The sequence below is a fragment of the Nocardioides sp. Z40_12 genome, assembly GCF_058215795.1.
The window spans coordinates 151,514-174,889 of the sequence record NZ_JBZAJA010000003.1 but is presented as its reverse complement, the minus strand read 5'-3'; the positions used below and the strand labels follow the sequence as shown (position 1 = coordinate 174,889).

Here is a 23,376-nt window from a genome sequence, read left to right as displayed (position 1 = left end):
CTCTCGTTGGAACGATCAAGGGCCGGCCCGAGCCGGTCCGCGGCGGTCGGAGGGGAGGCACGGTGGCGGTCAACCCACCCACGCTGGCCGACGTGGCGGAGCGCGCCGGGGTCTCGCGGCAGACGGTCTCCAACGCGGTCAACAGCCCACACCTGCTGCGTCCCGACACCCTGCTCCGGGTCCAGGCGGCGATCGCCGAGCTCGGCTACTCGCCCAACCGCGCCGCACGCAGCCTGCGCACCCGCGCTTCGCACCTCGTCGGCCTGCGGTTCACCCCCGCCCAGGAGGGCACCGCCAACGCGCTGATGGACCGCTTCGTGCACAAGCTGGTCGCCACCTCCGCGCTCGCGGGCTACCACGTGCTCCTCTTCTCCGACGACGACACCGAGCCGCTCTCGGCCTACGACCACCTGCTGCGCTCCACCGCGGTGGACGCCTTCATCGTCACTGACACCTATCTCGGCGCCCCGCAGGCCGCCTACCTGACGCAGCAGCGCGCGCCGTTCGTGGCCTTCGGCCGGCCGTGGCAGGACCCGCACGCCGCCCACTCCTGGGTCGACGTCGACGGGGCCGCCGGGGCGCAGCTGGCCACCGACCACCTGCTGGAGCGCGGCCACACCCGGATCGGCTGGATCGGCTGGCGCAAGGACTCCTTCATCGGCGAGGACCGCCGCGCGGGCTGGGTGCGGGCGATGCGCCGCCGGGGCCTGGCCACCACCGGGCTCGCCTCCCGGGTCGATGACACGGTGGCCAGCGGACGCGAGGCCGCCGCCGTGCTCCTCGACGACGCCGGGCCCACCGCGTTCGTCTGCGCCTCCGACACCCTGGCGGTGGGGGTGCTCCAGCTGCTCTTCGACCGGGGGATGGTCGCGGGCCGCGACCTCGCCGTGGTCGGCTTCGACGACTCCCAGGTCGCCCAGGTGGTGCCGCGGGGCCTCACCTCGGTGCGCCAGCCGCTGGAGGAGGTGGCGGTCGAGGTGGTCAAGGCGCTGCAGCGGCTGATGACCTCGCCCCTGCTCGAGCCGACCGGGGTGCTGCTCCTGCCCACCCTGGCGGTCCGGGGCTCCAGCTGAGGGGCGCGGCCTCTCGGGCCCGGTGGGAGCGCCCTAGTAGGAGCGCCAGAACAGGTTGACCGCGTAGTCGACCTCGAGACCCTCGCCGGAGGCCCGGTCGTGTGCCGCCCAGTGCTCGGCCAGCACCGCCTCGGCGGCGGCGGGCGGCAGCTCGATGCGCACCACCGCGTCGAGGTCGTCGGCGGAGCCGAACCGGAGCGAGGTGAGCACCGGCTCGCGGTTCCAGCCGTGCCGCGACCAGAAACGCTCCACCTCGTCGGGGTCGATCCCGGGGTAGCCGCGCCGGAACCAGCCGCCGAAGGTCGACCGGGTGCCGTCGTTGTCGAGCACGAACGCCGTGCCGCCGCGGCGTACCACCCGGTCGAGCTCGGCGAGGCCCGGCTCGCAGCCGGGCCCGAAGAAGTAGGCCCACCGCGCCTGCACCACGTCGACCGAGGCGTCGGGCAGCGGCAGCTCCTGCGCGCTGCCGGCGAGCACGCTCACGTGGGGGACCCGCCGGGTGCGCCGCCGGGCGAGCGAGACCAGGGGAGGGTGCGGCTCCACGCCGATCACCGAGGCGGCCTCCTCGGCCCACCGGCCCAGGTGGAAGCCGGAGCCGCACCCGACGTCGAGGAAGGTGCGGCCGCGCCAGCCCGCGACCCGGGCCATCGCCGCCTCGACCAGCCGGTCGGGGTCGAAGGCGTGGTTCTCCACCTCGTAGGTGGAGGTGTGGTGCCAGATGTTGGGGCTCGGCGTGGCGCCGTACCGCCGGAGGGGTCGGGTGATGACCGCCTCCGTCAGATGCGGACCAGGCCGGTGGGGGTCAGGACGTTGACCGCCATCAGGCCGGGGGTGCCGTTGGGCGCGACCCACTCGACCTTGACGTCCTCGAGCGGCGCCTCGACCGACTCCCCGAGCCACTCGCTGACCCGCTGTGGGTCACCGGCGATCTCCAGGCAGGCCAGCGAGCACGAGCCGTCGGCACCCGAGCTCGGGTGCAGGTCGGGGGTGAGCCACTTGATGAAGAACGGCAGCTGCGGGTCCGCGATGAGTCCGTTGATCCCGATCTGGAGCCAGCGCAGCTCGGTGCCGTCGGGGCGGTGCCGGTTGCCCGGCGCGGCCTCGCGGCCCAGGCGCTCCTCGACGGACTCGAGGTCGTCGGTGGCCACCACCCAGCCGAGCCAGCCGCCGCCGTTGGCGGAGCGGGCCTTGACCGCCTGGCCGAAGGGGGCCTTGTCGGAGGCGGGGTGGTCCAGGGCCTCGACGATCTCGAGGTAGGTCCCGCCGGCGAGCGGCAGGATCATGTTGCGGGTGCCGAAACGTGGATGCACGCCGCCATCGAGGAACTCACGACCCAGTAGCCCCCCGATGCGCGCAGCCGTCGCGGCCAGACCATCGGGTCCGGCGGCGTACGAGATGTGGTCCAGGCGCATGTCAAGCATTGTGGCGCGTCCGCCACCGGCGTGTTCACCGGGGTGCTGGTCTCTTGACATCGAGGGTTCCGCGGGGTGGCGGCAGCGGACGGACCCGCGGGTGGCGCCGGTCTCAGTGCGGGTCGGCGGGGTGCAGTGCCAGGGCCGAGCGGGAGCGCAGGTGGGCCTCGCAGTGTCGTGCCAGCTCGTCGTAGGCCTCGCGGCCCATCAGCTCCACCAGCTCGGCCGCGCTGGTCAGGTAGAGCGGCTCGGGCGCCACGTGGGCCTCGGTGTTGCCCGAGCAGTACCAGTCGAGGTCGTGCCCACCCGGGCCCCACCCGCGCCGGTCGTACTCACTGATCGAGACCTCGGTGTAGGAGGTGCCGTCGGGGCGCTCCACGGTGCGGTAGGTACGCCGGATCGGCAGCTGCCAGCACACGTCGGGCTTGGTCTCCAGCGGGTTGCGCCCCTGGGCCAGCGCGAGCCCGTGCAGCGCGCAGCCCGCGCCCCCCGCGCCCCCCGCGCCGCTGTGCGGCGCGAAGTCGCTGCGGTTGTGGAAGACGCAGGCCTGCTGGCCGTCGACGGTCAGCGTCGCGGTCTTGCGCCCGCCCTCCTCGTCGGTCTCGCGCCAGTCGCTCCTGCGCACCTTGCGGCCGGGGTGGAACTGCCACAGCTCGGGGGTCAGCTGGTCGACGAAGGCCGCCACCCTGCGCTCGTCGTCGGCGTCGCTGAAGTGCGCTCCCAGCGTGCAGCAGCCGGTGTCGGGGGCGTCGGCGTAGATGCCCTGGCAGCCCTGGCCGAAGATGCAGGTGTAGGCGGAGGTGAGCCAGGTCAGGTCGCAGCGGAAGACCTGGTCGGGGTCGGCGGGGTCCGCGAACTCGACGTACGCGCGGGGGAAGACGAGGTCGACTTCTGGCACAGGAGGAACCCTACGTCGCTTCGCCGGGTACGTTGGAGGCATGCGGCTCGGCGTCCTCGACATCGGCTCCAACACCGGTCATCTGCTGGTGGTGGACGCGCACGGCGGCGCCGCCCCGCTCGCGGCCTTCAGCCACAAGGAGCCGCTCCGCCTCGCCGAGCACCTCGACGCCGACGACGCGATCAGCCCGGCGGGCATCGCGGCGCTGACCGAGTTCACCCGGCACGCGATCGACTTCGCCGAGGAGAAGGGCTGCGAGGAGATCCTGGCCTTCGCCACCTCGGCGGTCCGCGAGGCGGTCAACACCGACTCGGTGCTCGGCGCCGTCGAGGAGGCCACCGGCACCCGGATCGGCGTCCTCTCCGGAGAGGAGGAGGCCCGGCTGACCTTCCTGGCCGTACGCCGCTGGTTCGGCTGGTCGGCCGGCCGACTGGCGGTCTTCGACATCGGCGGCGGCTCGCTGGAGATCGCCGGCGGCCCCGACGAGGCGCCGGACGTCGCCTGGTCGCTGCCGCTGGGTGCGGCCCGGCTCGCCCGGGACCACTTCGCCCACGGCGTGGAGGAGATGGGGGTGCGCGAGCTGCGCCGCTGGATCCGCACCGAGATCGCCCGCGACGCCGGCGGGCTGCTGCGCGGCGGCGCCCCGCACCGCGCGGCGGCCACCTCCAAGACCTTCCGCTCCCTGGCGCGCATCTGCGGCGCCGCCCCCTCCGCCCAGGGCCACCTGGTGCCCCGGGTGCTGCGCCGCGACGACCTGGCCCAGTGGCTGCCCAAGCTGATCTCGGCCCCGCCCGCCGAGGTGGCGCAGCTGCCCGGCGTCTCGGTGGGCCGCGCCCACCAGATCCTCCCCGGGGCGCTGGTCGCCGAGGCCGTGATGGACATCTTCGACCTGGCCGAGCTGGAGATCTGTCCGTGGGCGCTGCGCGAGGGCATGATCCTGGAGCGCCTCGACCGCCTCTCGGTGCTGGACTGAGGGCCGCCACGTGACCGTGTCGATCGGGCTCTCCTCCGCGTCGGTCTTCCCCGAGTCGACCGCCCACGCGTTCTCCTACGCGGCGGCGCTGGGCTACGACGCGGTCGAGGTGATGGTCGGGATGGACGCGATCTCCCAGCAGACGGCCGCGGTGCGCCAGCTCTCCGAGCACCACGGCATCGGGGTCTGCGCCGTGCACGCGCCCTGCCTGCTCTGGACCCAGCGGGTCTGGGGGCTGGAGCCGTGGGGCAAGCTCGAGCGCTCCGCCCGGATGGCCCAGGCGCTGGGCGCCCCGGTGGTCGTCGTCCACCCGCCCTTCCGCTGGCAGAAGGAGTACGCGACCGGGTTCGAGGACGGGATCGCGGCCCTGGAGGCCTCGACCGGGATCGACTTCGCGGTGGAGAACATGTATCCCTGGCGCACCGGCGCCCGCCGGCGGGCCCGCCGCCCCCGGGCCGTGGAGATGTACATGCCGCACTGGGACGTCTCCCTGGGCGACTACGCGCACACCACCTTGGACCTCTCCCACGCGGCGACCTCCCACTCCGACGTCGTCGACATGGCGATGCGGATGGGGGAGCGGTTGCGGCACGTCCACCTCACCGACGGAGGGGGGAGTGCCAAGGACGAGCACCTGGTGCCGGGGCGCGGGACGACCCGGGCCGACGAGCTGCTCCGGCTGCTCGCCGAGCGGGAGTTCGACGGCTCCGTGGTGCTGGAGATCAACACCCGGCGCTGCAGCTCGGTCGAGGAGCGGGTCGCCGACCTGACCGAGTCGCTCGCCTTCGCCCGCCAGCACCTGGCGGTCCCGACCCGCTGAGCCCGCCCCGCCCTTGACACCCCCGCGGGTGTCCGCGAGCGTCGGAGGGGAGAGGGGCTGCGGTGATGGAGCACGTGGTGGAGGTGCGCGACCTGACCGTGGTGCGCGGCGGCCGGCAGGTCTTCGACGCCCTCTCCCTCGACGTGGGGCGCGGCGTCACCGGTCTGCTGGGGCCCAGCGGCTGCGGCAAGACCACACTGATGCGCTGCCTGGTCGGGGCCCAGCAGGTCCGCTCCGGCACGGTGGAGGTGCTGGGCCTTCCCGCCGGCAGCCCGGCTCTGCGGGACCGGGTCGGCTACGTCACCCAGTCCGCCAGCGTCTACGACGACCTGACGGTCGCCGAGAACCTCCGCTTCTTCGCCCGGGTGCTGGGCGTCGGCCGGTCGGAGGCCGACGAGGTGCTGGCCGCCGTCGACCTCGCCGACCTGCGGGGCCGGGTCGTGGGCCGGCTCTCCGGTGGCCAGCGCAGCCGGGTCAGCCTGGCCGTGGCACTGCTGGGCAGCCCCGACCTGCTGGTCCTCGACGAGCCCACCGTGGGGCTCGACCCGGTGCTGCGTCGCGACCTGTGGGCGCTCTTCCACCGGCTGGCCGAGGGTGGTGCGGCGGTGCTGGTCTCCAGCCACGTGATGGACGAGGCCGAGCGCTGCGACCGGCTGCTGCTGATGCGCGAGGGCCGGGTGATCGCCGAGGGCAGCCCGGAGCAGGTGCGCTCGCGCACCGGTGCCGCCGACGTGGAGCAGGCGTTCCTGGCGATCGTCGAGGGCCGGGCATGAAGCCGCGGACGACGCTGGCGGTGGCCGGCCGGGTGCTCACCCAGGTCCGCCGCGACCGCCGCACGCTGGCCATGCTGCTGGTCCTGCCCTGCGCCCTGGTGACGCTGCTGTGGTGGATCTACGACGACGTGCCGGGCCAGGTCTTCGAGCGGATCGGTCCCGCGCTGCTGGCGATCTTCCCGTTCTTCGTGATGTTCCTGGTGACCAGCGTGACCACGCTGCGCGAACGCACCAGCGGCACCCTGGAGCGGCTGCTCACGATGCCGATGGGACGGCTGGACTTCCTGCTGGGCTACGCGCTGGCCTTCGGCCTGCTCGCGGCCGTGCAGTCGGTGCTGACCGTGGCGGTCAGCGTGTGGGGCCTGGACCTGTCGGTGCGCGGGCCGCTGTGGCTCTTCGCCGTGGTCGCGGTCTGCGACGCCGTGCTGGGCACCGCGATGGGGCTGTGCGTGAGCGCCTTCGCGCGCACCGAGTTCCAGGCCGTGCAGTTCATGCCCGCGGTGGTGATCCCGCAGATCCTGCTGTGCGGGCTGCTGGTGCCCCGGGACCGGCTGCCGCGGGTGCTGGAGGCGGTCGGCGACGTGCTCCCGCTCTCCTTCGCGGTGGACGCGATCGACCAGCTCAGCCGCAGCGAGGCCACCGCGGAGGTCTGGCAGGAGCTGGCGGTGATCGCGGTCTACGCCCTGGTCTTCCTCTCCCTCGGGGCGCTCACCCTGTCTCGGCGCACCCCGTAGCCTGGGCGGCATGTCCCTGCTCCGCCAGCCCATCCTGATGCTCTCCCGCTCCGGGCGGGTCAAGGAGATGATCAGCACCCTGCCCGTCTCCTCCCGGGTGGTCGCCACCTACGTGCCGGGTGAGACGACCGAGTCCGCGGTCGGTGCGACCGCCGAGCTGGTGGGGTCCGGTCTCGCCGTCAGCCTGGACTACCTCGGCGAGGACACCACCGACCGCCGGCAGGCCGAGCTCACCGTCGCGGCCTACGTCGAGCTGCTCGAGCAGCTCTCCGCCCGGGCCCTGGGGCGCCGCGCGGAGGTCAGCGTCAAGCTCAGCGCGATCGGCCAGGCGCTGCCCGAGGAGGACGGCGTCTCCGGGCAGGCGGTCGCCCTGGCGGGCGCGCGGACCATCTGCCTGGCCGCCCGCAACGCCGGCACCACGGTCACCTTGGACATGGAGGACCACACCACCACCGACGCGACCCTGGAGATCCTCCGCGAGCTGCGCAAGGACTTCCCCGAGACCGGGGCGGTGCTGCAGTCGGCCCTGCGGCGCACCGAGGACGACTGCCGGGCGCTGGCCCACGAGGGGTCGCGGGTGCGGCTGTGCAAGGGTGCCTACCTCGAGCCCGACGACGTGGCCCACCAGGAGCGCGCCGAGATCGACAAGGCCTACGTGCGCTGCCTCAACATCCTGCTGGCCGGCTACGGCTACCCGATGATCGCCACCCACGACCCGCGGATGATCCAGATCGCGGCGTCGCTGGCCAGCCGCCACGGCCGCGCCCAGGGCACCTACGAGTTCCAGATGCTCTACGGCATCCGCCCCGAGGAGCAGCGGCGGCTCGCGGCGGCCGGCGAGACGGTGCGGGTCTACGTGCCCTACGGCCAGGAGTGGTACGGCTACCTGATGCGCCGCCTGGCCGAGAAGCCCGGCAACGTGTCGCTGTTCCTCAAGTCGCTGGTCCGCAAGGACTAGCGGCACAATGGGCGCCATGGCGACCACGAAGCAGACCGCGATCCTCGGCGCCGGCGTGATGGGCGAGACGCTCCTGTCCGGACTCGTCCGGGCCGGTCGTCGCGTGGACACCCTCCTGGTGGGGGAGAAGCGGGCCGAGCGCGCCACCGAGCTCGAGGAGCGGTACGGCGTGACCGTGCTCGGCAACCGTGAGGCGGCGGCCGAGGCCGACACCGTCGCCCTGGTCGTCAAGCCGCAGGACATGGCCGACCTGCTCGCCGAGATCACTCCCGTGCTGCGCCCGGGGCAGCTGCTGGTCTCGCTGGCCGCCGGGATCACCACCGCCTGGATCGAGGCGCGGGTGCCGGCCGAGGTCGCGGTGGTCCGGGTGATGCCCAACACCCCTGCGCTGGTCGACGAGGGGATGGCCGCCATCTCGCCCGGCTCGCACTGCGACGAGCAGCACCTGGCCGAGGCGGAGGCGCTGATGGACTCCTGCGGCAAGGTGATGCGGGTGCCGGAGAAGCAGATGGACGCGGTGACCGCGATCTCCGGGTCCGGTCCCGCCTACGTCTTCTTCGTCATCGAGTCGATGATCGAGGCGGGCGTCCACCTCGGGCTCCCGCGGGCCACCGCGACCGAGCTCGCGGTGCAGACCCTGGTGGGGTCGGCCATCATGCTGCGCGAGACGGGCACCCATCCGACGGTGCTGCGCGAGCAGGTCACCTCCCCGGCCGGCACCACCGCGGCGGCGCTGCGCGAGCTGGAGATCCACAGGGTGCGCGCGGCGTTCCTCGCCGCCATGGAGGCGGCGCGCGACCGCTCCCGCGAGCTGGCCGCGGGCGCCTGAGCCGAGCCGCTCCGGCGGGCGGGCGTCTCAGGCGAACGGGTCGGGCAGCAGCCCGGGCGTGGCGGCCAGGATCTCGCGGGCCCGCTCGCGGTGCTTGTGCTCGACCAGCACCTCGTAGCGGGTGGCGACCACCGCCTGGACCGAGGAGAAGTCGCGTCGCCCCCGGGTGGCCGCGTAGCCGGCCAGGCCCCAGATCAGGCCGAAGACCGCGCCGAAGAACGCGGCCGCGACCAGCATCGCCAACCAGCCGCCGCCCTCGACGAAGAGCCCGAGCAGCAGGCCGAGGAAGAGGCCCAGCCACAGGCCCGAGAGCAGCCCGGCCACGGCCACCCGGCCCCAGGTCAGGCGCCCGGTGATCCGCTCGACCTGCTTGAGGTCGGTCCCGACGATCATGCAGTTCTCCACCGGGAACTCCTGGTCGGAGAGGTGGTCGACCGCCTTCTGGGCCTGGGCGTAGGTGTCGTAGACGGCCAGGGACTGGGGGAACTCGAGCGCCAGCACCCGGGCGCTCGCGGGGTTCATCGAGGTTCCGGACATCTTCTCAGTCTGCCCCCAGCGCGGTGACCTGCACAGAGGTGTGTTCTTCATTCCTTCACTTGCGCAAGTTTTCATGTAGAGAAGTCGCCGAAATGATCTGGCCGGGCGACGGGACGCGACCGTCTCCCGCCCGAGGAGAGGGGAGGCCGATGGCGCCCACCACCAGCACGACGACAGCACGACGACCTGGTCACCTGGAGCTCGAAGGGGCCTGACGAGGTCTCGCGCACCGGGTCGGTGACCCGCGGCTCGACCCGGCGACCTCGACGCGCGCGAACGCGGCGCAGCGGAACTTGGGTGGAGGGCGCGCCGCGGGAGTAGCGTGCCGTCCATGAGGGAGTGTCACGGGCCGGCCAGTGTCGTGTTCGACAAGACGCTGGCCGAGTACGACTTCGGCCAGCAGCACCCGATGTCGCCGCTGCGCGTCGAGCTGACGATGCGTCTGGCCGAGGAGCTCGGGGTGATGGAGCGGGGTCTGCAGGTGGTGCCGGCGCCGATGGCCGACCTCGACCTCATCGCCTCGGTCCACTCCGAGTCACTGATCGAGGCGGTCCAGCGGGTCGGCTCGACGCCGGGCCTGGTCGACGAGAAGCACGGCCTCGGCACCGAGGACAACCCGGTGTTCCGGGACATGCACCACGCGTCGGCCCACGTGGTCGGGGCCAGCGTCGAGGCGTTCCGCCAGGTCTGGAGCGGCGAGTCGCTGCACAGTGCCAGCGTGGTCGGAGGCCTCCACCACGCGATGCCCGACCGGGCCAGCGGCTTCTGCATCTACAACGACGTGGCGGTGGGCATCCGCTGGCTGCTCGACCAGGGGGCGGAGCGGGTCGCCTACGTCGACGTCGACGCCCATCACGGCGACGGTGTGGAGAAGGTCTTCTGGGACGACCCGCGGGTGCTCACCATCTCCCTGCACGAGACGGGGCAGATGCTCTTCCCCGGGACGGGCTTCCCGGCCGACCTGGGTGGGCCCGAGGCGGCCGGCACCGCGGTCAACGTCGCCCTGCCGCCCGGCACCGCGGACGCCGGCTGGCTGCGCGCCTTCCATGCCGTGGTCCCCGAGCTGTTGCGCGAGTTCGACCCGCAGGTCCTGGTCACCCAGCACGGCTGCGACTCCCACATGGAGGACCCCCTCACCCACCTGATGCTGAGCGTCGACGGCCAGCGGGCGACCTACCTGGCGCTGCACGACCTGGCCCACGACGTGGCCGACGGCCGATGGGTGGTCACCGGCGGTGGCGGCTACGCGATCTCGTCGGTGGTGCCGCGGGCCTGGAGCCACCTGCTCGCCATCGTCGGCGGCCAGCCGCTGGACCCCGCCCTGGAGACCCCGGAGGCGTGGCGCGACCACGTCTCCACGGTGCTCGGCACGGGGGCCCCGCACCGGATGACGGACGGCCGCACCCCGGCCTACCGGGACTGGCGCGACGGCTACGACCCGGAGACGTGGCTGGACCGGGCGATCCACGCCACCCGGATGGAGGCCTTTCCCCTGCACGGCCTGGACCCGTACGCCTGAATCACCTCGTCAAGAAGGGCAATCGGGCGGAAATCAACGCGACACGCCGCCAAAGGAAAGTTTCACTAGTCATTCCCTTCCCCACGGGTCACAGGAAGCCCTATTCTCACGGAAACGCCACACGTCTGTGACGCCGGTGGGGAAGCCGGCGCCGTGGGGCAGAAGGATCAGGTGCACAGATGGCCAACCCCTCGGACAGGTCCGACGTCAAGTTCCTCACGATCGCCGAGGTGGCCGCCATGATGCGGGTCTCCAAGATGACCGTGTACCGGCTGGTTCACAACGGGGATCTCCCCGCGGTGCGGGTCGGGCGCTCATTCCGGGTGACCGAGGACGACGTCGACGAATACCTGCGCAAGAGCTTCTTCAACGCCGGTTGAGCACGGCACCGCCGGCCCGCGTCGCGGGTCGGCGGCCCGGGTACTGCCCAACGGGTGGCACCCGATTCTGCCCGGCTGGTGCGGGCAAGTAGGCTGGCACACCGGTCCGGCGAATCGCCGAGGACGTGAAGACGTTGAAAGGTTTCCTGTGGGTTCTGTCATCAAGAAGCGGCGCAAGCGTATGGCCAAGAAGAAGCACCGCAAGCTCCTGAAGAAGACGCGCGTGCAGCGTCGCAAGCTCGGCAAGTAAGCACACACCGCGGTCATGGGGAGGGTCGCGCTGGTCACCGGGGTCTCCCGGGATGTGGGCCGCCGCTTCGCGCGCGCAGCCGCTGCCGACCCCTCCATCGATCGTGTGATCGGCGTCGACGTCGTCCCCCCGCGGGGCGACATCGGTGAGGTCTCCTTCATCCGGGCCGACATCCGCAACCCGGTCATCGCCAAGGTGATCGCTCGCGAGAACGTCGACACGGTGGTGCACATGAGCGTCATCGCGACGCCGGCCGGCAACGGTGGGCGGACGGCGATGAAGGAGATCAACGTCATCGGCTCGATGCAGCTGCTGGCGGCCTGCCAGCGCGCGCCGGGCGTCAGGAACCTGATCGTCAAGTCGAGCACCGCCGTCTACGGGGCCAGCAACCGCGACCCCGCGATGTTCACCGAGGACATGGCGGCGAAGCGGATGCCGCGGGCCGGCTACGCCCAGGACGTCTCCGAGGTGGAGGGCTACGTCCGCGGGTTCGCCCGCCGGCGTCCCGACGTCCGGGTGACCATGCTGCGCTGCGCCAACGTGATCGGCGCCAACGTGGTCAGCCCGATGACCTCGTTCTTCCGGATGCCGGTGGTCCCGATGGTCCTCGGGTTCGACCCGCGCCTGCAGTTCCTGCACGAGGACGACCTCTACGACGTGCTGCTGCACGCGACGACCGGTGACGAGGTCCACGGCACCTTCAACGTCGCCGGTGACGGCGTCGTCATGCTCTCCCAGGCGATCCGCCGCCTCGGCAAGCTGCCGCTCCCGCTGCCGGCCATGTCGCTGGGGCGGGTCGAGGCGTTGCTCCGCTCGGCCCGGCTCGCCGACCCGTCCGCCGAGCACCGGACGCTGCTCACCTACGGGCGCGGGGTCGACACCACCCGGATGCGGGAGGTGCTGGGCTTCTCACCCCGCTTCACGACCCCCGAGGCGTTCGACGACTTCTGTCGCAGCCTCGACCACGACGTCGTGCTCGACCCCGCACCCGCAGGAGGTCCCCGTGCCTGAGGCAGAGATCATCCCGCTGGGCACCGGCGGGCGTCCCGGGCGCGGAAGCGGGCGGAGCAAGCCGTCCGCGGCCGCGCGCGACCTCGCCGGCGGAACCCGCAGCCAGGCGGCGCCGAAGCCGCGCAAGGCGCGCAAGGCCCCGGCCTCGCCGGCCGACGCGAGCCCCGAGGAGACCGAGGCAGCTGCCGCGGCGCCGGAGGCGCGCAGCCCCTTCACCACCGCGGAGCGCGAGCCCACCGGCGGGATCCCGGTCGGCGACTGGCTGGCGGCGCTCGAGACGGGCGCGCGCGAGGTCTTCGGCGAGGACTGGGAGCGGCGGCTGGCGGAGCTGCTCTCCTTCCTGCGTCGCCGGCTGGAGGGCCACTACCTCGTGGACGACTTCGGCTTCGACCCCGAGCTGACCGAGCGCCTGCTGCTGGCCGTGCTCCGGCCGATCGCGGAGAAGTGGTTCCGCATCGAGGTGCGCGGGGTGGAGAACATCCCCGCCGAGGGCGGCGCCCTGGTCGTCTCCAACCACTCCGGCACCATCCCGGTGGACGGCCTGATGACGATGGTCTCGGTCCACGACCACACCGGCCGGTTCCTGCGTCCTCTCGGCGCGGACCTGGTCTTCCGTCTCCCGGTGGTCGCCGCCCTGGCCCGCCGCTCGGGCGCGACCCTGGCGTGCCAGGCCGACGCCGAGCGGATGCTCACCCAGGGCGAGCTGGTGGCGGTCTGGCCCGAGGGCTTCAAGGGCATCGGGAAGCCGTTCTCGGAGCGGTACAAGCTGCAGCGTTTCGGTCGGGGCGGCTTCGTCTCGGCGGCCCTGCGCACCGGCGTCCCGATCGTGCCCCTGTCGGTGGTGGGCGCGGAGGAGATCTACCCGATCGTCGGCAACCTCTCCACGCTGGCGCGACTCCTCAACCTGCCCTACCTGCCGGTCACCCCGTTCTTCCCGCTGCTCGGGCCGCTGGGCCTGGTGCCCCTGCCCTCCAAGTGGCTGCTGGAGTTCGGGGAGCCGATCCGCACCGACGCCTACGACGAGGCGGAGGCCGAGGACCCGATGCTGGTCTTCAACCTCACCGACCAGGTCCGCGAGACGATCCAGCAGACCCTCTTCGCGCTGCTCAAGGAGCGGAGCTCGGTCTTCTTCTGACCCCTCAGGGGGTCGGGCGCGGCGGGCGCGTGGGGCCGTTGAGGACCCCCGAGAGCAGCCGCCGGACGCCGTCGGTGGTCTCCTCGACCGCCTCGCCGACGGGGGTGCCGAGCAGGTTCCCGGTGACCTCGCCGAGGACCTCGCCCAGGCCCCCGACCACGCCGGTGGACGGCGTCCCTCCCGGGGCCGGGGTGCCTCCTCCCACGAGCGTCTCGGTCAGTCCTTCCAGCACGGTCGTGCTGGTGGGCTGGGGCGGGGACGGGGCGGTGTCCTGGGGCGGTCCGGGCGCGGTCGAGGGCTGCGGCTTCGGGGTGGCGGTCGGGGTGGGTGCCGGCGTGGGCGGCGCCGTGGCCCGGGGCCCGGCGGGGTCGGACGGCGCCTCGCCCGGAGGCGTCCGCTCCGCGGGCGTCGTGGGGGTGGGGGTCGGCGTGCCCAGGGGTGTGCCCGGCGCCGGGAGCGGGGCACCGCGCTCGACCCCGCTGCCGGGCCCGGGACCCAGGGCGCGGGGCGCCGGGTCGGTCGCCGGCCCGTCGTCACCCGGGGTGCCGGGAGTCCCCGGCGCCGGGCCGTCGGCGAGGAACCGGGGGACGCTGATGCTGCCGGCGTCGCCGCAGTCGGGGCAGAGCGCCACGGCCCGGTCGTCGAGGGTGAGGAGAGCGGCGGCGGCCGCCTCCAGCTCGTCGAGCGCGTCGGTGGGCACCACCGGCGCGAGGGCCTCGAGCCGGGGCATCGCCGCGGCGGCGAAGTCGCGCAGCGCGAGCACCGAGGCGCGCCGGCCGGAGGACTCGAAGTCGGCCAGGAGCAGGTCGCCGGCCTCCTCGGCCTGGTCGGTGAAGGACTCCAGGGTGGGGCCGACCTCGCGGCTGCTGCCGGCGTCGTCGCGGGTCGCGAGCTCCTGGAGCTCGTCGAGGCGGGAGCCGGCGCGGGAGAGGAGCAGCATGCCCTTGTCGTGGTCGCCGGTGGCGATCTCCTCGCGGGCCGACTCCAGGGCCGACTTCACCGGGTAGAGGAGGTCGCCGGGGAGAGCGGCCTGGGAGGCGACGCCCACCGACCCGCTGGCCACCAGGAAGGCGGCGGTGCCCAGCGTGGCCGCCACCCGGCGGTCGCGCCGGACGCGGCGCGGGTCGCGCGCGTGCTCCGGACCGGCCGGGGCACCTCCGGGGGTCGTGGCGGGTGCGTGCTGCGGCGCGAGCACGGTCGCCGCCTCGGCCATCAGCCGCTCCCGCAGGTCCACGACGAACGCGGGTCGCGGTGCCGTCTCGGGCACCGCCGTGAGCTGGGCCGCGACCGCCAGCACCCGGGCGTGGCGCTGCCTCGCGCGGGCGCCCACGCCCGCGGCGCCCTGCAGCAGGGCGTCGAGCTCGTCGGCGCGACGGCGCGAGGCGGACGGCGGGATCATGGGAGGCTTCCTGGGTGCTGGCCGCCGGCCGCCGACGGCAGCCGGTCCACCCGGAGCAACGAGCCGGGGCGGGCGGAGGTTACGGCGAGGCACCCGGCGGGCGACAGGGCCGCCGAGGGGGCCGAGGACAGGGCGCTCACGGTTCCGTCACCCCCTCGGGCAGCCGGGCGGCGAGGTTGCGCAGGCCGCGGAGCTGGAGCTGCTTGACCGCGCCGGTGGACCGTCCCAGGGCCTCGGCGGTCTCGGCGAGGCTCATCCCCTGCAGGAAGCGCAGCGCCAGGCAGTCGCGCTGGTCGTCGGCGAGCGTGCGCAGCGTCTCGAGCAGCACCTCGTGGGTCAGCCGCGAGACCACCAGGTCCTCCGGGCTGCCGGGGGCGGCACCGCCGGCCACCCCCGGCCGGTCCTCGTGGCTGCCGAGGTCGTCGGTGCTGGTCTCGAGCCGGGTGCGTCCGGCCTTGAAGTGGTCGGTGGCCAGGTTGCGGGCGATGGTCGTCAGCCAGGCGCCGAAGTCCTTGCCCTGCCAGCGGAAGTCGCGCATCGCCCGGAGTGCCCGGAAGAAGGTCTCCGAGGTCAGGTCCTCGGCCACCGTCACCGACCCGGTGCGGTGGAGCAGGAAGCGGTGGACGGCCCGGTGGTAGTGGTCGAAGAGGAGCCCGAACGCCTCGGCGTCGCCGGTGCGGGCCAGCTCGACCAGCGCGATCAGCCGGTCGCGGTCGGCCGCGGAGGACTCGCTCGACGTGGCGAGGTCGCCGTCGTCGGGCCCGCCGGCGGGGCGGGGGACCGGCACCGGGGCGCCGTGGAACCGGGCCGACCCGGCCCCGGCGGGGGCCACGGACTCGGCGAGCAGGAGGCCGGCGCCCGGGTGGAGCACCTCCAGCACGGCGCGGCGCAGGGCGTCGAGACCCTGCGCGGCGTCGTCGCTCCCGAGCATGCCCAACCTCCCCGTCAGACGTGGTCCACGAGGCTACGGAGCGCGACGGCCTTTGGGCAAGGGGGAGGACCCGTCCCTGGACTCGGATCAGTCGCGGTGGCGGCCGCGGACGGCCAGCCCGGCGGCGACGCCACCGGCGGAGGCGCCCAGGGCGGCGCCGGTGAGCAGGCCGATCCGGGCGGCCTTGCGTCCGGTGCGGTAGTCGCGGACCCGCCAGCCGTGGGCCCGGGCGTGCGAGCGCAGCGCGGGGTCCGGGTTGATCGCCACCGGGTCGCCGACCAGCGAGAGCATCGGCAGGTCGTTGATGGAGTCGGAGTAGGCGGAGCAGCGGGACAGGTCGAGGTCCTCGCGCTCCGCGATGGCCCGGATCGCCTCGGCCTTGGCGGGGCCGTGCAGGAGGTCGCCCACCAGGCGGCCGGTGTAGACCCCGTCCCGGTGCTCCGCGACGGTGCCCAGGGCGCCGGTGAGCCCGAGCCGCCGGGCGATGATCGAGGCGATCTCGATCGGGGCCGCGGTGACCAGCCAGACCCGCTGGCCCTGGTCGAGGTGCATCTGGGCCAGGGCGCGGGTGCCGGGCCAGATGCGGTGGGCCATCACCTCGTCGAAGATCTCCTCGCCCAGCTCCTCGAGCTCGGCGACGGTGTGCCCGGCGATGAACCCGAGCGCGGAGTTGCGGGCGTCCTCGATGTGCTCGGGGTCCTCCTTGCCCACGACCCGGAACCAGGCCTGCTTGTACATCGCCCCGGCGATGTCGCGGGTGGTGAAGAACTTGCGCTTGTAGAGGCCCTTGGCCAGGTGGAAGATGCTGGCGCCCTGCATGACGGTGTTGTCCACGTCGAAGAAGGCGGCGCTGCCCGGGTCGGCCGGGGTGGCGAGAGCGACCTCGACCTCCGCGGTGGCCGCGGCGGCCTCTCCGGCGAGCGTCGAGCGACGTCGCAGGTCCGACGGGGTTCGGTGCTGTCCGGGGTGGGTCACCCGATCAGCGTAGTAGGACACGGAGGGGGCAGGTTGTGGAAAGATCTTCGACATGCCGCGCTCCCCGCACGTAGCCGACCTGGTGGTGTCCGCCGCCGCCGAGTGTCCAGACCGGCTGGCACTGGTCGAGGTGGGTGGGCGGAGCCTCACCTGGGCCCAGCTGGACGACGAGGTGCAGCGCGTGGCCGCCGGTCTCGGCCGCCTGGGGCTGGTCGCCGGCATGCGCGTGATGATCGTGCTGGGCAACCGGCTGGAGTTCGTCACCTGCTATCTCGGCTCGCTCGCGGCGCAGGTCGTCGCGGTGCCGGTCAACCCCGGCTCCACCCCCTACGAGCTCGTCCGGTTGCTGGCCGACTCCGGCTCCCGCCTGGTGGTCGCCGACGGCGACACCGCCCCCGCGGTCCGGGAGGCGTTCGAGATGCTGCGTGCCGCCCAGGACGGGCGCCCCGTCCCCGACGCCGAGCTCGAGGACGACCTGCTGGAGCGCGCCCGCGACCCCCGCCTGGTGGTGATCGGCGACGTCGACGGGGCGGACGGGGGCAGCTATGCCCAGCTCGTCGCCGAGCCCGGGGAGGCCCCGCCGCCCCTGCAGGACCCCGAGAAGCTCGCCGTGCTGCTCTACACCAGCGGCGCCTCGGGCCGTCCGCGCGGCGCCATGCTCACCCACCGGGCGCTGATGGCCAACATCGAGCAGGTGGCGGCGGTGCGGCCGGAGATGATGCACGGCGACGACGTGGTGCTCGGGGTGCTCCCGCTCTTCCACGTCTACGGCCTCAACGCCGTGCTGGGCAGCGTGCTGCGGCACCGCGCCAAGCTGATCCTGGTCGACCGGTTCGAGCCCGAGTCGACCCTCGACGTGATCGACGACGAGGCCGTCTCGGTGGTCCCGGTCGCCCCGCCGGTCTTCGCCCACTGGCTGCCCGTCGAGGGGCTGCGCGACCGCCTGGGGCCGGTGCGGCTGATGCTGTCCGGCTCCGCGCCCCTGGCCGCCGAGGTGATGGACAGGTTCGCGGAGGCCGCGGGCGTCGAGGTGCACCAGGGCTACGGGCTGACCGAGGCGGCCCCGGTGGTCACCTCGACCCTGTGCAGCAGGAGCCGGGCCACCCCGGGCCGGGCCGGCGGGTCCAGGCACACCGGGTCGGTCGGCGCGGCGCTGCCCGGCATCGAGCTGCGCCTGGTCGACGAGCACACCGGACACCTCGAGGGCGACGACCCGGGCGAGATCCAGATCCGGGGCGACAACCTCTTCTCCGGCTACTGGCCCGACGGCTCGGGCGGGCCGGACGCCGAGGGCTGGTTCGACACCGGCGACGTGGGCTACCTCGACGGCGACGGCGACCTCTACCTGGTCGACCGGGTCCGCGAGCTGGTGATCGTCTCGGGCTTCAACGTCTACCCCTCCGAGGTCGAGGACGTCATCCGCGACGTCGAGGGCGTCGCGGAGGTCGCGGTGATCGGCGCCGACGACGAGTCGACGGGCGAGGCCGTGGTCGCCTACGTGGTCGCCCGCGACGGCGCCGACCCGCAGCAGGTCGAGGACGCCGTCCGGGCCCGGACCGGCAGCCACCTGGCCCGCTTCAAGCAGCCCGCCCGGATCGAGGTCGTCGCGGAGCTGCCGCGGACCGCCACCGGCAAGATCCAGAAGGGGCGGCTGCGCGGCATCGAGCGCCGCCGTCGCCTCGGTCTGCTGGAGTGACGCCGGTGGGCGGGCTCGAGGAGACCCGGGACCTGGCCCGGGTGGTCGTCTACAGCCGGGAGGGGTGCCACCTCTGCGAGGAGGCGGTGGCCGTGGTGCGCCGCGTCTGCGCGGAGACCGGCGACACCTGGACCGAGGTCGACATCGACGAGGACGACGAGCTGCTGGACCGCTTCACCGAGGAGGTGCCGGTCACCTTCGTCGACGGTCGCCAGCACGACTTCTGGCGGGTCGACGAGTCCAGGCTCCGCGCGGCCCTGACCCGCGGCTGATCGCGGGGGGTGGGACTCCTCACTCCACGCCGTCGCGGCCGGAGGGGATTTTGTTCTCGCGTTCACAAACTCCTACAGTGAGGAGCGCCGAGCGATGCCGGACCCGGACCCGACCGGGCCGTCGTTCTGGCTGGAAAGAAGAAGCCAGTGACTGCACGGACTTCGGCCGAGGCGGCCAGGGAGATCCCTGAGGCGACGGTGGCTCGGCTCCCGGTCTACCTGCGCGCCCTGACCAGCCTCTCCGAGGCCGGTACCCTGACCTGCTCGAGCGAGGAGCTGGCCGCGGCGGCCGGCGTCAACAGCGCCAAGCTGCGCAAGGACCTCTCCTACCTGGGCAGCTACGGCACCCGCGGGGTGGGCTACGACGTGGAGTACCTGCGCTACCAGATCGCCCGCGAGATCGGGGTGACCCAGGACTGGCCGGTCGTCATCGTCGGCATCGGCAACCTCGGCCACGCACTCGCCAACTACTCCGGCTTCCGCAGCCGCGGCTTCCGGGTGGTCGCCCTGCTCGACGCCGACCCGACACGGCACGGCGAGAAGGTCGCCGGCGTCCCGGTGCGCCCCTTCGACGACCTCGAGGCGATCGTGCGCGAGGACTCCGTGGCGATCGGCGTGGTCGCCACCCCGGCGCCCGCCGCCCAGGACGTCGCCGACCGGATGGTCGCGGCCGGGATCACCAGCATCCTCAACTTCGCGCCCGGGGTGCTGTCGGTGCCCGAGGGCGTCGACGTGCGCAAGGTCGACCTCTCCATCGAGCTCCAGATCCTGGCCTACCACGAGCAGCGCAAGGCCCAGCACGGGCGCCCGGACGGTGCGGCCTCCGCCGGCCTGCCCGCGGTCGAGGGGAGTGCGTCATGAGCGTGCTGGTGGTGGGCATCTCCCACAAGTCCGCCCCGATGGCCGTCCTGGAGCGGCTGGCCCTGGACGGCGAGGGCGTCGTCAAGCTGATCACCGACGTCTCCGGCTGCGAGCACGTCGCGGAGGCCACGGCCATCTCCACCTGCAACCGCCTCGAGGTCTACGCCGACGTCGACCGCTTCCACGGCAGCGTCGAGGAGCTCTCCCGGCTCCTGGTCGACCGGGCCGGCAGCAGCACCGAATCGCTGCTGCCCCACCTCTACGTGCACTACGACGACGGCGCGGTCTCCCACCTCTTCCACGTGGCGGCCGGACTCGACTCGATGGTGCTCGGCGAGGGCCAGATCCTGGGTCAGACGCGGGAGGCCCTGCGGGTCGGCCAGGAGCTCGGCACCGTCGGCTCCTCCCTCAACCTGCTCTTCCAGCAGGCGCTGCGGGTCGGCAAGCGCTCCCACGCCGAGACCGGGATCGACTCCGCCGCGCCGTCGCTGGTGACCGCCGCGCTGGAGCACACCACCGAGCCGCACGGCGGCCTGCGCGGCCGCAAGGTCGTCGTCCTCGGCGCCGGTTCGATGGCCGCCCTGGCCACCGCCACCGTCACCCGGATGGGGGCCGGTGAGGTCGTGGTGGCCAACCGCTCCCTGGAGAACGCCGAGCGTCTGGCCGAGGAGTACGCCGCCACCGCGCTGCCGCTGGCCCGCCTCGACTCGGCCCTGGCCGACGCCGACGTGCTGATCACCTGCACCGGGGCCACCGGGATCCTGGTCAGCGCCACCATGCTGGCCGCGGCCCGCGGCGCGCGCACCGAGCGCCTCGACATCATCGACCTGGCGCTGCCCCACGACGTCGACCCGGACGTCTCCGAGCTGCCCGGGGTGGCCCTGACCGGCCTGGCCGAGCTCGCGGCCGTGCTCGACGACAGCGACGCCGCCCGCGACGTCGCCGGGGTGCGCAAGATCGTGGCCGAGGAGGTCTCGGCGTTCCTCAGCGCCCGCCGCCAGGCCAGCGTGACGCCGACCGTGGTGGCCCTGCGGACCATGGCGACCGGCGTGGTGGAGAGCGAGATGGACCGCCTCGCGGCCCGGCTGCCCGACCTCGACGACGAGGTCCGGGCCGAGGTGCGGCGCACCGTGCACCGGGTCGCCGAGAAGCTGCTGCACCAGCCCACCACCCGGGTCAAGGAGCTGACCGGCGAGGCCGAGCCGGTCTCCTACGCCGAGGCGCTCGCCGAGCTCTTCGCCCTCGACCCCAAGGCGGTCACCGCGGTCACCCGCGGCATCGTGCCCGACGAGGGGGAGACGCGATGAGCCCCCGACCCCTGAGGCTCGGCACCCGAGCCTCCGCCCTGGCCACGACCCAGTCGGGCCACGTCGCGGAGATGGTGCGCCGGCTCGGTCGCGAGGTCGAGCTGGTCGAGGTGACCACCCACGGCGACGTGAGCCGCGCCCCGCTCGCCTCGATGGGCGGCACCGGCGTCTTCGTCAGCGCCCTGCGTGACGCCCTGCTGGCCGACCAGGTGGACCTCGCCGTCCACTCCCTCAAGGACCTGCCGACCTATCCGCACCCCGGCATCACGCTGGCGGCCGTGCCCGGGCGGGAGGACCCGCGCGACGTCGTCGTCGCCCGTGACGGCCTGACCCTGGGCGAGCTGCCGGTGGGCAGCCGCGTCGGCACCGGGTCGCCCCGGCGGGCCGCCCAGCTGGCCGCGCTCGGGCTGGGACTGGAGATCGTGGACATCCGGGGCAACGTCGGCACCCGGATCGCCAAGGTCACCGGCGGTGAGCTCGACGCGATCCTGCTGGCCCGCGCCGGGCTGGCCCGGCTGGGGCGCCTCGACGAGGTGACCGAGGTGCTCGACCCGATCCAGATGCTCCCGGCCCCCGGGCAGGGTGCGCTGGCCATCGAGTGCCGGACCGACGACCAGGAGCTGACCGCCGTCCTGGGCGAGCTCGACGACCCGCGCGCCCGCGCGGCCGTCGAGGCGGAGCGGGCCGTGCTGGCCACGCTCGAGGCCGGGTGCAGTGCGCCGCTGGGCGCCCTGGCCGAGGTGGTCGAGGGAGACACGGGGGAGGAGCTGTGGCTCAGGGCGGTGGCCCTGTCCATGGATGGGGGCCTGTCGGTGCGCATGAGCGCCACCGGCCGGCCGGAGGAGGCAGCGGGCGTCGGCGCCCGCCTGGCGAGCGAGATGCTCGCCGATGGCGCCAAGGACCTGATGGAAGCACCGCACGAAGCAGCAGTGAGGAAGCAGCACCCATGACCCGAGGCAACACCCCCGCCACCACGTCCACCCCCACCGGCTGGGTCTCCTTCGTCGGCAGTGGCCCCGGCGACCCTGGCCTGCTGACGGTCCGTGCCGTCGAGCTGATCAAGGAGGCGGAGGTGATCCTCACCGAGGCCCCCGAGCACGAGGATCTGGTCCGCACCGTCCTCGGCCTGCCGGCCCGCGTCCCGGGGGAGGAGGCGGAGCCCATCGAGGGCGCGCCCGTCCTGGTCGACGGCGGCTTCGGCGAGGACGGCCAGCCCCTCACCCACGCCAACCGGGCCCGGGTGGTGGTCAAGCACGGCAAGAAGCACCGCGTGGTGCGGCTGATGACCGGCGACCCCTTCCTCTACGCCTCCGGGCCCGAGGAGGCCCAGGCGTGCGTCAAGGCCGGGGTGGGCTTCGACATCGTGCCCGGCGTCTCCTCGGTGCAGGCGGTCCCGGCCTACGCCGGCATCCCGCTCACCGACAAGACCCACCGCGAGGTGGCCGTGGTCACCTGCGGCGGCAACATCGACTGGTCGCAGTACGCCGACGGCCGCACCCTGGTGCTGCTCTCGGGCGTCGGCACCCTCGCCGAGACCGCGGCGGCGCTCCAGGCCGCCGGTCGCTCGCCGCAGACCCCGGTCGCGGTGACCCGGGTCGGCACCACCACCGAGCAGGCGACGCTCATCTCCACCCTCGCCGACGTGGCCGCCGACGTGCGGGCCGCCCGGGTGGCCCCGCCGGCCATCATCGTGATCGGCGACGTGGTCAACCTGCGCGAGACCCTGTCGTGGTTCGAGACCAAGCCGCTCTTCGGCTGGCGGGTCCTGGTGCCGCGCACCAAGGAGCAGGCCGGCTCGCTCTCCCAGCGGATCCGCGCCTTCGGGGGCGTGCCGGAGGAGGTGCCGACCATCTCGGTGGAGCCGCCGCGCAACCCGCTCCAGATGGACAAGGCCGTCCGCGGCCTGGTGGAGGGCCGCTACGAGTGGATCGCCTTCACCTCGGTCAACGCCGTCAAGGCGGTCCGGGAGAAGTTCGAGGAGTACGGCCTCGACGCCCGGGCCTTCTCGGGGCTCAAGATCGCCGCGGTGGGCGACAAGACCGCCGAGGCCATCGCCGCCTGGGGCCTGCGGGCCGACCTGGTCCCGGTCGGGGAGCAGTCGGCGGCCGGCCTGCTGGCCGAGTGGCCGCCGTACGACGAGCTGCTGGACCCGATCAACCGGGTCTTCCTGCCGCGTGCCGACATCGCCACCGAGACCCTGGTCGCCGGGCTGGTCGAGCTGGGCTGGGAGTGCGACGACGTCACCGCCTACCGCACGGTGCGGGCCACGCCCCCGCCGGCGCCCACCCGCGACGCGATCAAGAGCGGCAAGTTCGACGCGGTCGTCTTCACCTCCTCCTCGACCGTGCGCAACCTGGTCGGGATCGCGGGCAAGCCGCACCCCTCGACGGTGATCGCGGTCATCGGGCCGGCGACCGCCAAGACGGCCGAGGAGCACGGGCTGCGGGTCGACGTGATGGCCCCCAGGCCCGACGTCGAGGTGCTGGTCGAGGCCCTCGCCGACTTCGGTGCCTCCCGCCGGCTGGCCCTGGTGGAGGCCGGGCAGCCGGTCACCAAGCCGTCGGACCGCAAGGCGTCCGGCCGGCGCAAGGTCGGGTCGAAGTAGGTGCCGGCCGCGGGTCCGGCCGACGAGG

General features: G+C 73.6%; 25 protein-coding genes. 18 read left to right on the top strand and 7 right to left on the bottom strand.

Annotated features, from left to right (window positions below):
- Positions 1–62 precede the first annotated feature (62 nt).
- On the top strand, positions 63–1,073 hold the full coding sequence (locus tag AC4BG9_RS07150) for a LacI family DNA-binding transcriptional regulator (RefSeq protein WP_490570391.1): 1,011 nt from the start codon (positions 63–65) through the stop codon (positions 1,071–1,073).
- Between the two features lie 33 nt (positions 1,074–1,106).
- Here the strand turns inward: AC4BG9_RS07150 and AC4BG9_RS07145 are convergent, their stop codons facing one another.
- From AC4BG9_RS07145 to AC4BG9_RS07135, 3 genes are all read right to left on the bottom strand, one after another.
- Positions 1,107–1,766, bottom strand: a complete 660-nt coding sequence (locus AC4BG9_RS07145) for a class I SAM-dependent methyltransferase (protein ID WP_490570390.1) — start codon at positions 1,764–1,766, stop codon at positions 1,107–1,109.
- Positions 1,767–1,849: 83 nt separating this feature from the next.
- Positions 1,850–2,485: a VOC family protein gene (locus AC4BG9_RS07140; RefSeq protein ID WP_490570389.1), complete on the bottom strand. Its 636-nt coding sequence runs from the start codon at positions 2,483–2,485 to the stop codon at positions 1,850–1,852.
- A 112-nt stretch (positions 2,486–2,597) separates the two neighbouring features.
- A complete protein-coding gene (locus AC4BG9_RS07135) occupies positions 2,598–3,383 on the bottom strand; it encodes a DUF3109 family protein (protein WP_490570388.1) in 786 nt (261 codons plus the stop codon).
- A gap of 40 nt (positions 3,384–3,423) precedes the next feature.
- Here AC4BG9_RS07135 and AC4BG9_RS07130 point away from each other — a divergent pair, with 40 nt between their 5' ends.
- The 6 genes from AC4BG9_RS07130 (at position 3,424) to proC (ending at position 8,470) form a co-directional block, all read left to right on the top strand.
- The gene (locus AC4BG9_RS07130; protein WP_490570387.1) at positions 3,424–4,356 is read left to right on the top strand and encodes a Ppx/GppA family phosphatase; all 933 of its coding nucleotides are present in this window, start codon (positions 3,424–3,426) and stop codon (positions 4,354–4,356) included.
- 10 nt (positions 4,357–4,366) lie between these two features.
- Positions 4,367–5,176 carry a sugar phosphate isomerase/epimerase family protein gene (locus AC4BG9_RS07125; protein ID WP_490570386.1) on the top strand — a complete coding sequence of 270 codons (810 nt, stop codon included), beginning with the start codon at positions 4,367–4,369 and terminating at the stop codon, positions 5,174–5,176.
- Positions 5,177–5,241: 65 nt separating this feature from the next.
- The gene (locus tag AC4BG9_RS07120; RefSeq protein WP_490570385.1) at positions 5,242–5,949 is read left to right on the top strand and encodes an ABC transporter ATP-binding protein; all 708 of its coding nucleotides are present in this window, start codon (positions 5,242–5,244) and stop codon (positions 5,947–5,949) included.
- The gene (locus AC4BG9_RS07115; protein ID WP_490570384.1) at positions 5,946–6,683 is read left to right on the top strand and encodes an ABC transporter permease; all 738 of its coding nucleotides are present in this window, start codon (positions 5,946–5,948) and stop codon (positions 6,681–6,683) included. The genes AC4BG9_RS07120 and AC4BG9_RS07115 overlap by 4 nt, the downstream gene beginning before the upstream one ends.
- 10 nt (positions 6,684–6,693) lie before the next feature.
- The gene (locus tag AC4BG9_RS07110) at positions 6,694–7,641 is read left to right on the top strand and encodes a proline dehydrogenase family protein (RefSeq protein WP_490570383.1); all 948 of its coding nucleotides are present in this window, start codon (positions 6,694–6,696) and stop codon (positions 7,639–7,641) included.
- Positions 7,642–7,657: 16 nt separating this feature from the next.
- On the top strand, positions 7,658–8,470 hold the full coding sequence (proC, locus tag AC4BG9_RS07105; protein WP_490570382.1) for a pyrroline-5-carboxylate reductase: 813 nt from the start codon (positions 7,658–7,660) through the stop codon (positions 8,468–8,470).
- Between the two features lie 27 nt (positions 8,471–8,497).
- On the opposite strand, the gene AC4BG9_RS07100 is transcribed toward proC, so the two are convergent.
- The gene (locus AC4BG9_RS07100) at positions 8,498–9,007 is read right to left on the bottom strand and encodes a YflT domain-containing protein (RefSeq protein WP_490570381.1); all 510 of its coding nucleotides are present in this window, start codon (positions 9,005–9,007) and stop codon (positions 8,498–8,500) included.
- Positions 9,008–9,338: 331 nt separating this feature from the next.
- Here AC4BG9_RS07100 and AC4BG9_RS07095 point away from each other — a divergent pair, with 331 nt between their 5' ends.
- The 5 genes from AC4BG9_RS07095 (at position 9,339) to AC4BG9_RS07075 (ending at position 13,302) form a co-directional block, all read left to right on the top strand.
- Entirely contained in the window at positions 9,339–10,526 is a 1,188-nt protein-coding gene (locus AC4BG9_RS07095; RefSeq protein WP_490570380.1) for an acetoin utilization protein AcuC, read from the top strand.
- A 179-nt stretch (positions 10,527–10,705) separates the two neighbouring features.
- Entirely contained in the window at positions 10,706–10,906 is a 201-nt protein-coding gene (locus AC4BG9_RS07090) for a helix-turn-helix domain-containing protein (RefSeq protein WP_490570379.1), read from the top strand.
- A 148-nt stretch (positions 10,907–11,054) separates the two neighbouring features.
- Complete coding sequence (locus AC4BG9_RS07085; protein ID WP_008356322.1) at positions 11,055–11,156, top strand: 30S ribosomal protein bS22; 102 nt, start codon at positions 11,055–11,057, stop codon at positions 11,154–11,156.
- Between the two features lie 15 nt (positions 11,157–11,171).
- Positions 11,172–12,167, top strand: coding sequence for an NAD-dependent epimerase/dehydratase family protein (locus AC4BG9_RS07080; RefSeq protein WP_490570378.1), 996 nt, complete (start codon positions 11,172–11,174; stop codon positions 12,165–12,167).
- A complete protein-coding gene (locus AC4BG9_RS07075) occupies positions 12,160–13,302 on the top strand; it encodes a lysophospholipid acyltransferase family protein (RefSeq protein ID WP_490570377.1) in 1,143 nt (380 codons plus the stop codon). The genes AC4BG9_RS07080 and AC4BG9_RS07075 overlap by 8 nt, the downstream gene beginning before the upstream one ends.
- Positions 13,303–13,306: 4 nt before the next feature.
- Here the strand turns inward: AC4BG9_RS07075 and AC4BG9_RS07070 are convergent, their stop codons facing one another.
- The 3 genes from AC4BG9_RS07070 to AC4BG9_RS07060 form a co-directional block, all read right to left on the bottom strand.
- On the bottom strand, positions 13,307–14,701 hold the full coding sequence (locus AC4BG9_RS07070) for a DUF5667 domain-containing protein (RefSeq protein ID WP_490570376.1): 1,395 nt from the start codon (positions 14,699–14,701) through the stop codon (positions 13,307–13,309).
- Positions 14,702–14,837: 136 nt separating this feature from the next.
- Positions 14,838–15,632: a sigma-70 family RNA polymerase sigma factor gene (locus tag AC4BG9_RS07065; RefSeq protein WP_490570375.1), complete on the bottom strand. Its 795-nt coding sequence runs from the start codon at positions 15,630–15,632 to the stop codon at positions 14,838–14,840.
- 87 nt (positions 15,633–15,719) lie between these two features.
- The gene (locus tag AC4BG9_RS07060) at positions 15,720–16,607 is read right to left on the bottom strand and encodes an HAD family hydrolase (RefSeq protein ID WP_490570374.1); all 888 of its coding nucleotides are present in this window, start codon (positions 16,605–16,607) and stop codon (positions 15,720–15,722) included.
- Positions 16,608–16,659: 52 nt separating this feature from the next.
- On the opposite strand from AC4BG9_RS07060, the gene AC4BG9_RS07055 reads away from it, so the two are divergent.
- The 6 genes from AC4BG9_RS07055 to AC4BG9_RS07030 all read left to right on the top strand — a co-directional run bounded on the left by AC4BG9_RS07055 (position 16,660) and on the right by AC4BG9_RS07030 (position 23,348).
- Complete coding sequence (locus tag AC4BG9_RS07055) at positions 16,660–18,303, top strand: class I adenylate-forming enzyme family protein (RefSeq protein ID WP_490570373.1); 1,644 nt, start codon at positions 16,660–16,662, stop codon at positions 18,301–18,303.
- Between the two features lie 5 nt (positions 18,304–18,308).
- Positions 18,309–18,575: a glutaredoxin family protein gene (locus AC4BG9_RS07050; RefSeq protein WP_490570372.1), complete on the top strand. Its 267-nt coding sequence runs from the start codon at positions 18,309–18,311 to the stop codon at positions 18,573–18,575.
- A 147-nt stretch (positions 18,576–18,722) separates the two neighbouring features.
- Positions 18,723–19,436 (top strand): redox-sensing transcriptional repressor Rex, encoded by a 714-nt coding sequence (locus AC4BG9_RS07045; protein WP_490570371.1) that lies wholly within the window; start codon positions 18,723–18,725, stop codon positions 19,434–19,436.
- Positions 19,433–20,743 carry a glutamyl-tRNA reductase gene (locus AC4BG9_RS07040; protein WP_490570370.1) on the top strand — a complete coding sequence of 437 codons (1,311 nt, stop codon included), beginning with the start codon at positions 19,433–19,435 and terminating at the stop codon, positions 20,741–20,743. The genes AC4BG9_RS07045 and AC4BG9_RS07040 overlap by 4 nt, the downstream gene beginning before the upstream one ends.
- The gene (gene hemC, locus AC4BG9_RS07035) at positions 20,740–21,693 is read left to right on the top strand and encodes a hydroxymethylbilane synthase (protein ID WP_490570369.1); all 954 of its coding nucleotides are present in this window, start codon (positions 20,740–20,742) and stop codon (positions 21,691–21,693) included. The genes AC4BG9_RS07040 and hemC overlap by 4 nt, the downstream gene beginning before the upstream one ends.
- Entirely contained in the window at positions 21,690–23,348 is a 1,659-nt protein-coding gene (locus AC4BG9_RS07030) for a bifunctional uroporphyrinogen-III C-methyltransferase/uroporphyrinogen-III synthase (RefSeq protein ID WP_490570368.1), read from the top strand. Before hemC ends, AC4BG9_RS07030 begins: the two co-directional genes overlap by 4 nt.
- The last annotated feature ends 28 nt before the right edge of the window (positions 23,349–23,376 follow it).

Coding starts and splice junctions, on each gene's coding strand:
- AC4BG9_RS07140 (WP_490570389.1), bottom strand. CDS start 2,485: ATGCGCCTGGACCACATCTCGTACGCCGCCGGACCCGATGGTCTGGCC.
- AC4BG9_RS07130 (WP_490570387.1), top strand. CDS start 3,424: ATGCGGCTCGGCGTCCTCGACATCGGCTCCAACACCGGTCATCTGCTG.
- AC4BG9_RS07120 (WP_490570385.1), top strand. CDS start 5,242: ATGGAGCACGTGGTGGAGGTGCGCGACCTGACCGTGGTGCGCGGCGGC.
- AC4BG9_RS07115 (WP_490570384.1), top strand. CDS start 5,946: ATGAAGCCGCGGACGACGCTGGCGGTGGCCGGCCGGGTGCTCACCCAG.
- AC4BG9_RS07110 (WP_490570383.1), top strand. CDS start 6,694: ATGTCCCTGCTCCGCCAGCCCATCCTGATGCTCTCCCGCTCCGGGCGG.
- proC (WP_490570382.1), top strand. CDS start 7,658: ATGGCGACCACGAAGCAGACCGCGATCCTCGGCGCCGGCGTGATGGGC.
- AC4BG9_RS07100 (WP_490570381.1), bottom strand. CDS start 9,007: ATGTCCGGAACCTCGATGAACCCCGCGAGCGCCCGGGTGCTGGCGCTC.
- AC4BG9_RS07095 (WP_490570380.1), top strand. CDS start 9,339: ATGAGGGAGTGTCACGGGCCGGCCAGTGTCGTGTTCGACAAGACGCTG.
- AC4BG9_RS07090 (WP_490570379.1), top strand. CDS start 10,706: ATGGCCAACCCCTCGGACAGGTCCGACGTCAAGTTCCTCACGATCGCC.
- AC4BG9_RS07080 (WP_490570378.1), top strand. CDS start 11,172: ATGGGGAGGGTCGCGCTGGTCACCGGGGTCTCCCGGGATGTGGGCCGC.
- AC4BG9_RS07070 (WP_490570376.1), bottom strand. CDS start 14,701: ATGATCCCGCCGTCCGCCTCGCGCCGTCGCGCCGACGAGCTCGACGCC.
- AC4BG9_RS07065 (WP_490570375.1), bottom strand. CDS start 15,632: ATGCTCGGGAGCGACGACGCCGCGCAGGGTCTCGACGCCCTGCGCCGC.
- AC4BG9_RS07055 (WP_490570373.1), top strand. CDS start 16,660: ATGCCGCGCTCCCCGCACGTAGCCGACCTGGTGGTGTCCGCCGCCGCC.
- AC4BG9_RS07040 (WP_490570370.1), top strand. CDS start 19,433: ATGAGCGTGCTGGTGGTGGGCATCTCCCACAAGTCCGCCCCGATGGCC.
- hemC (WP_490570369.1), top strand. CDS start 20,740: ATGAGCCCCCGACCCCTGAGGCTCGGCACCCGAGCCTCCGCCCTGGCC.
- AC4BG9_RS07030 (WP_490570368.1), top strand. CDS start 21,690: ATGACCCGAGGCAACACCCCCGCCACCACGTCCACCCCCACCGGCTGG.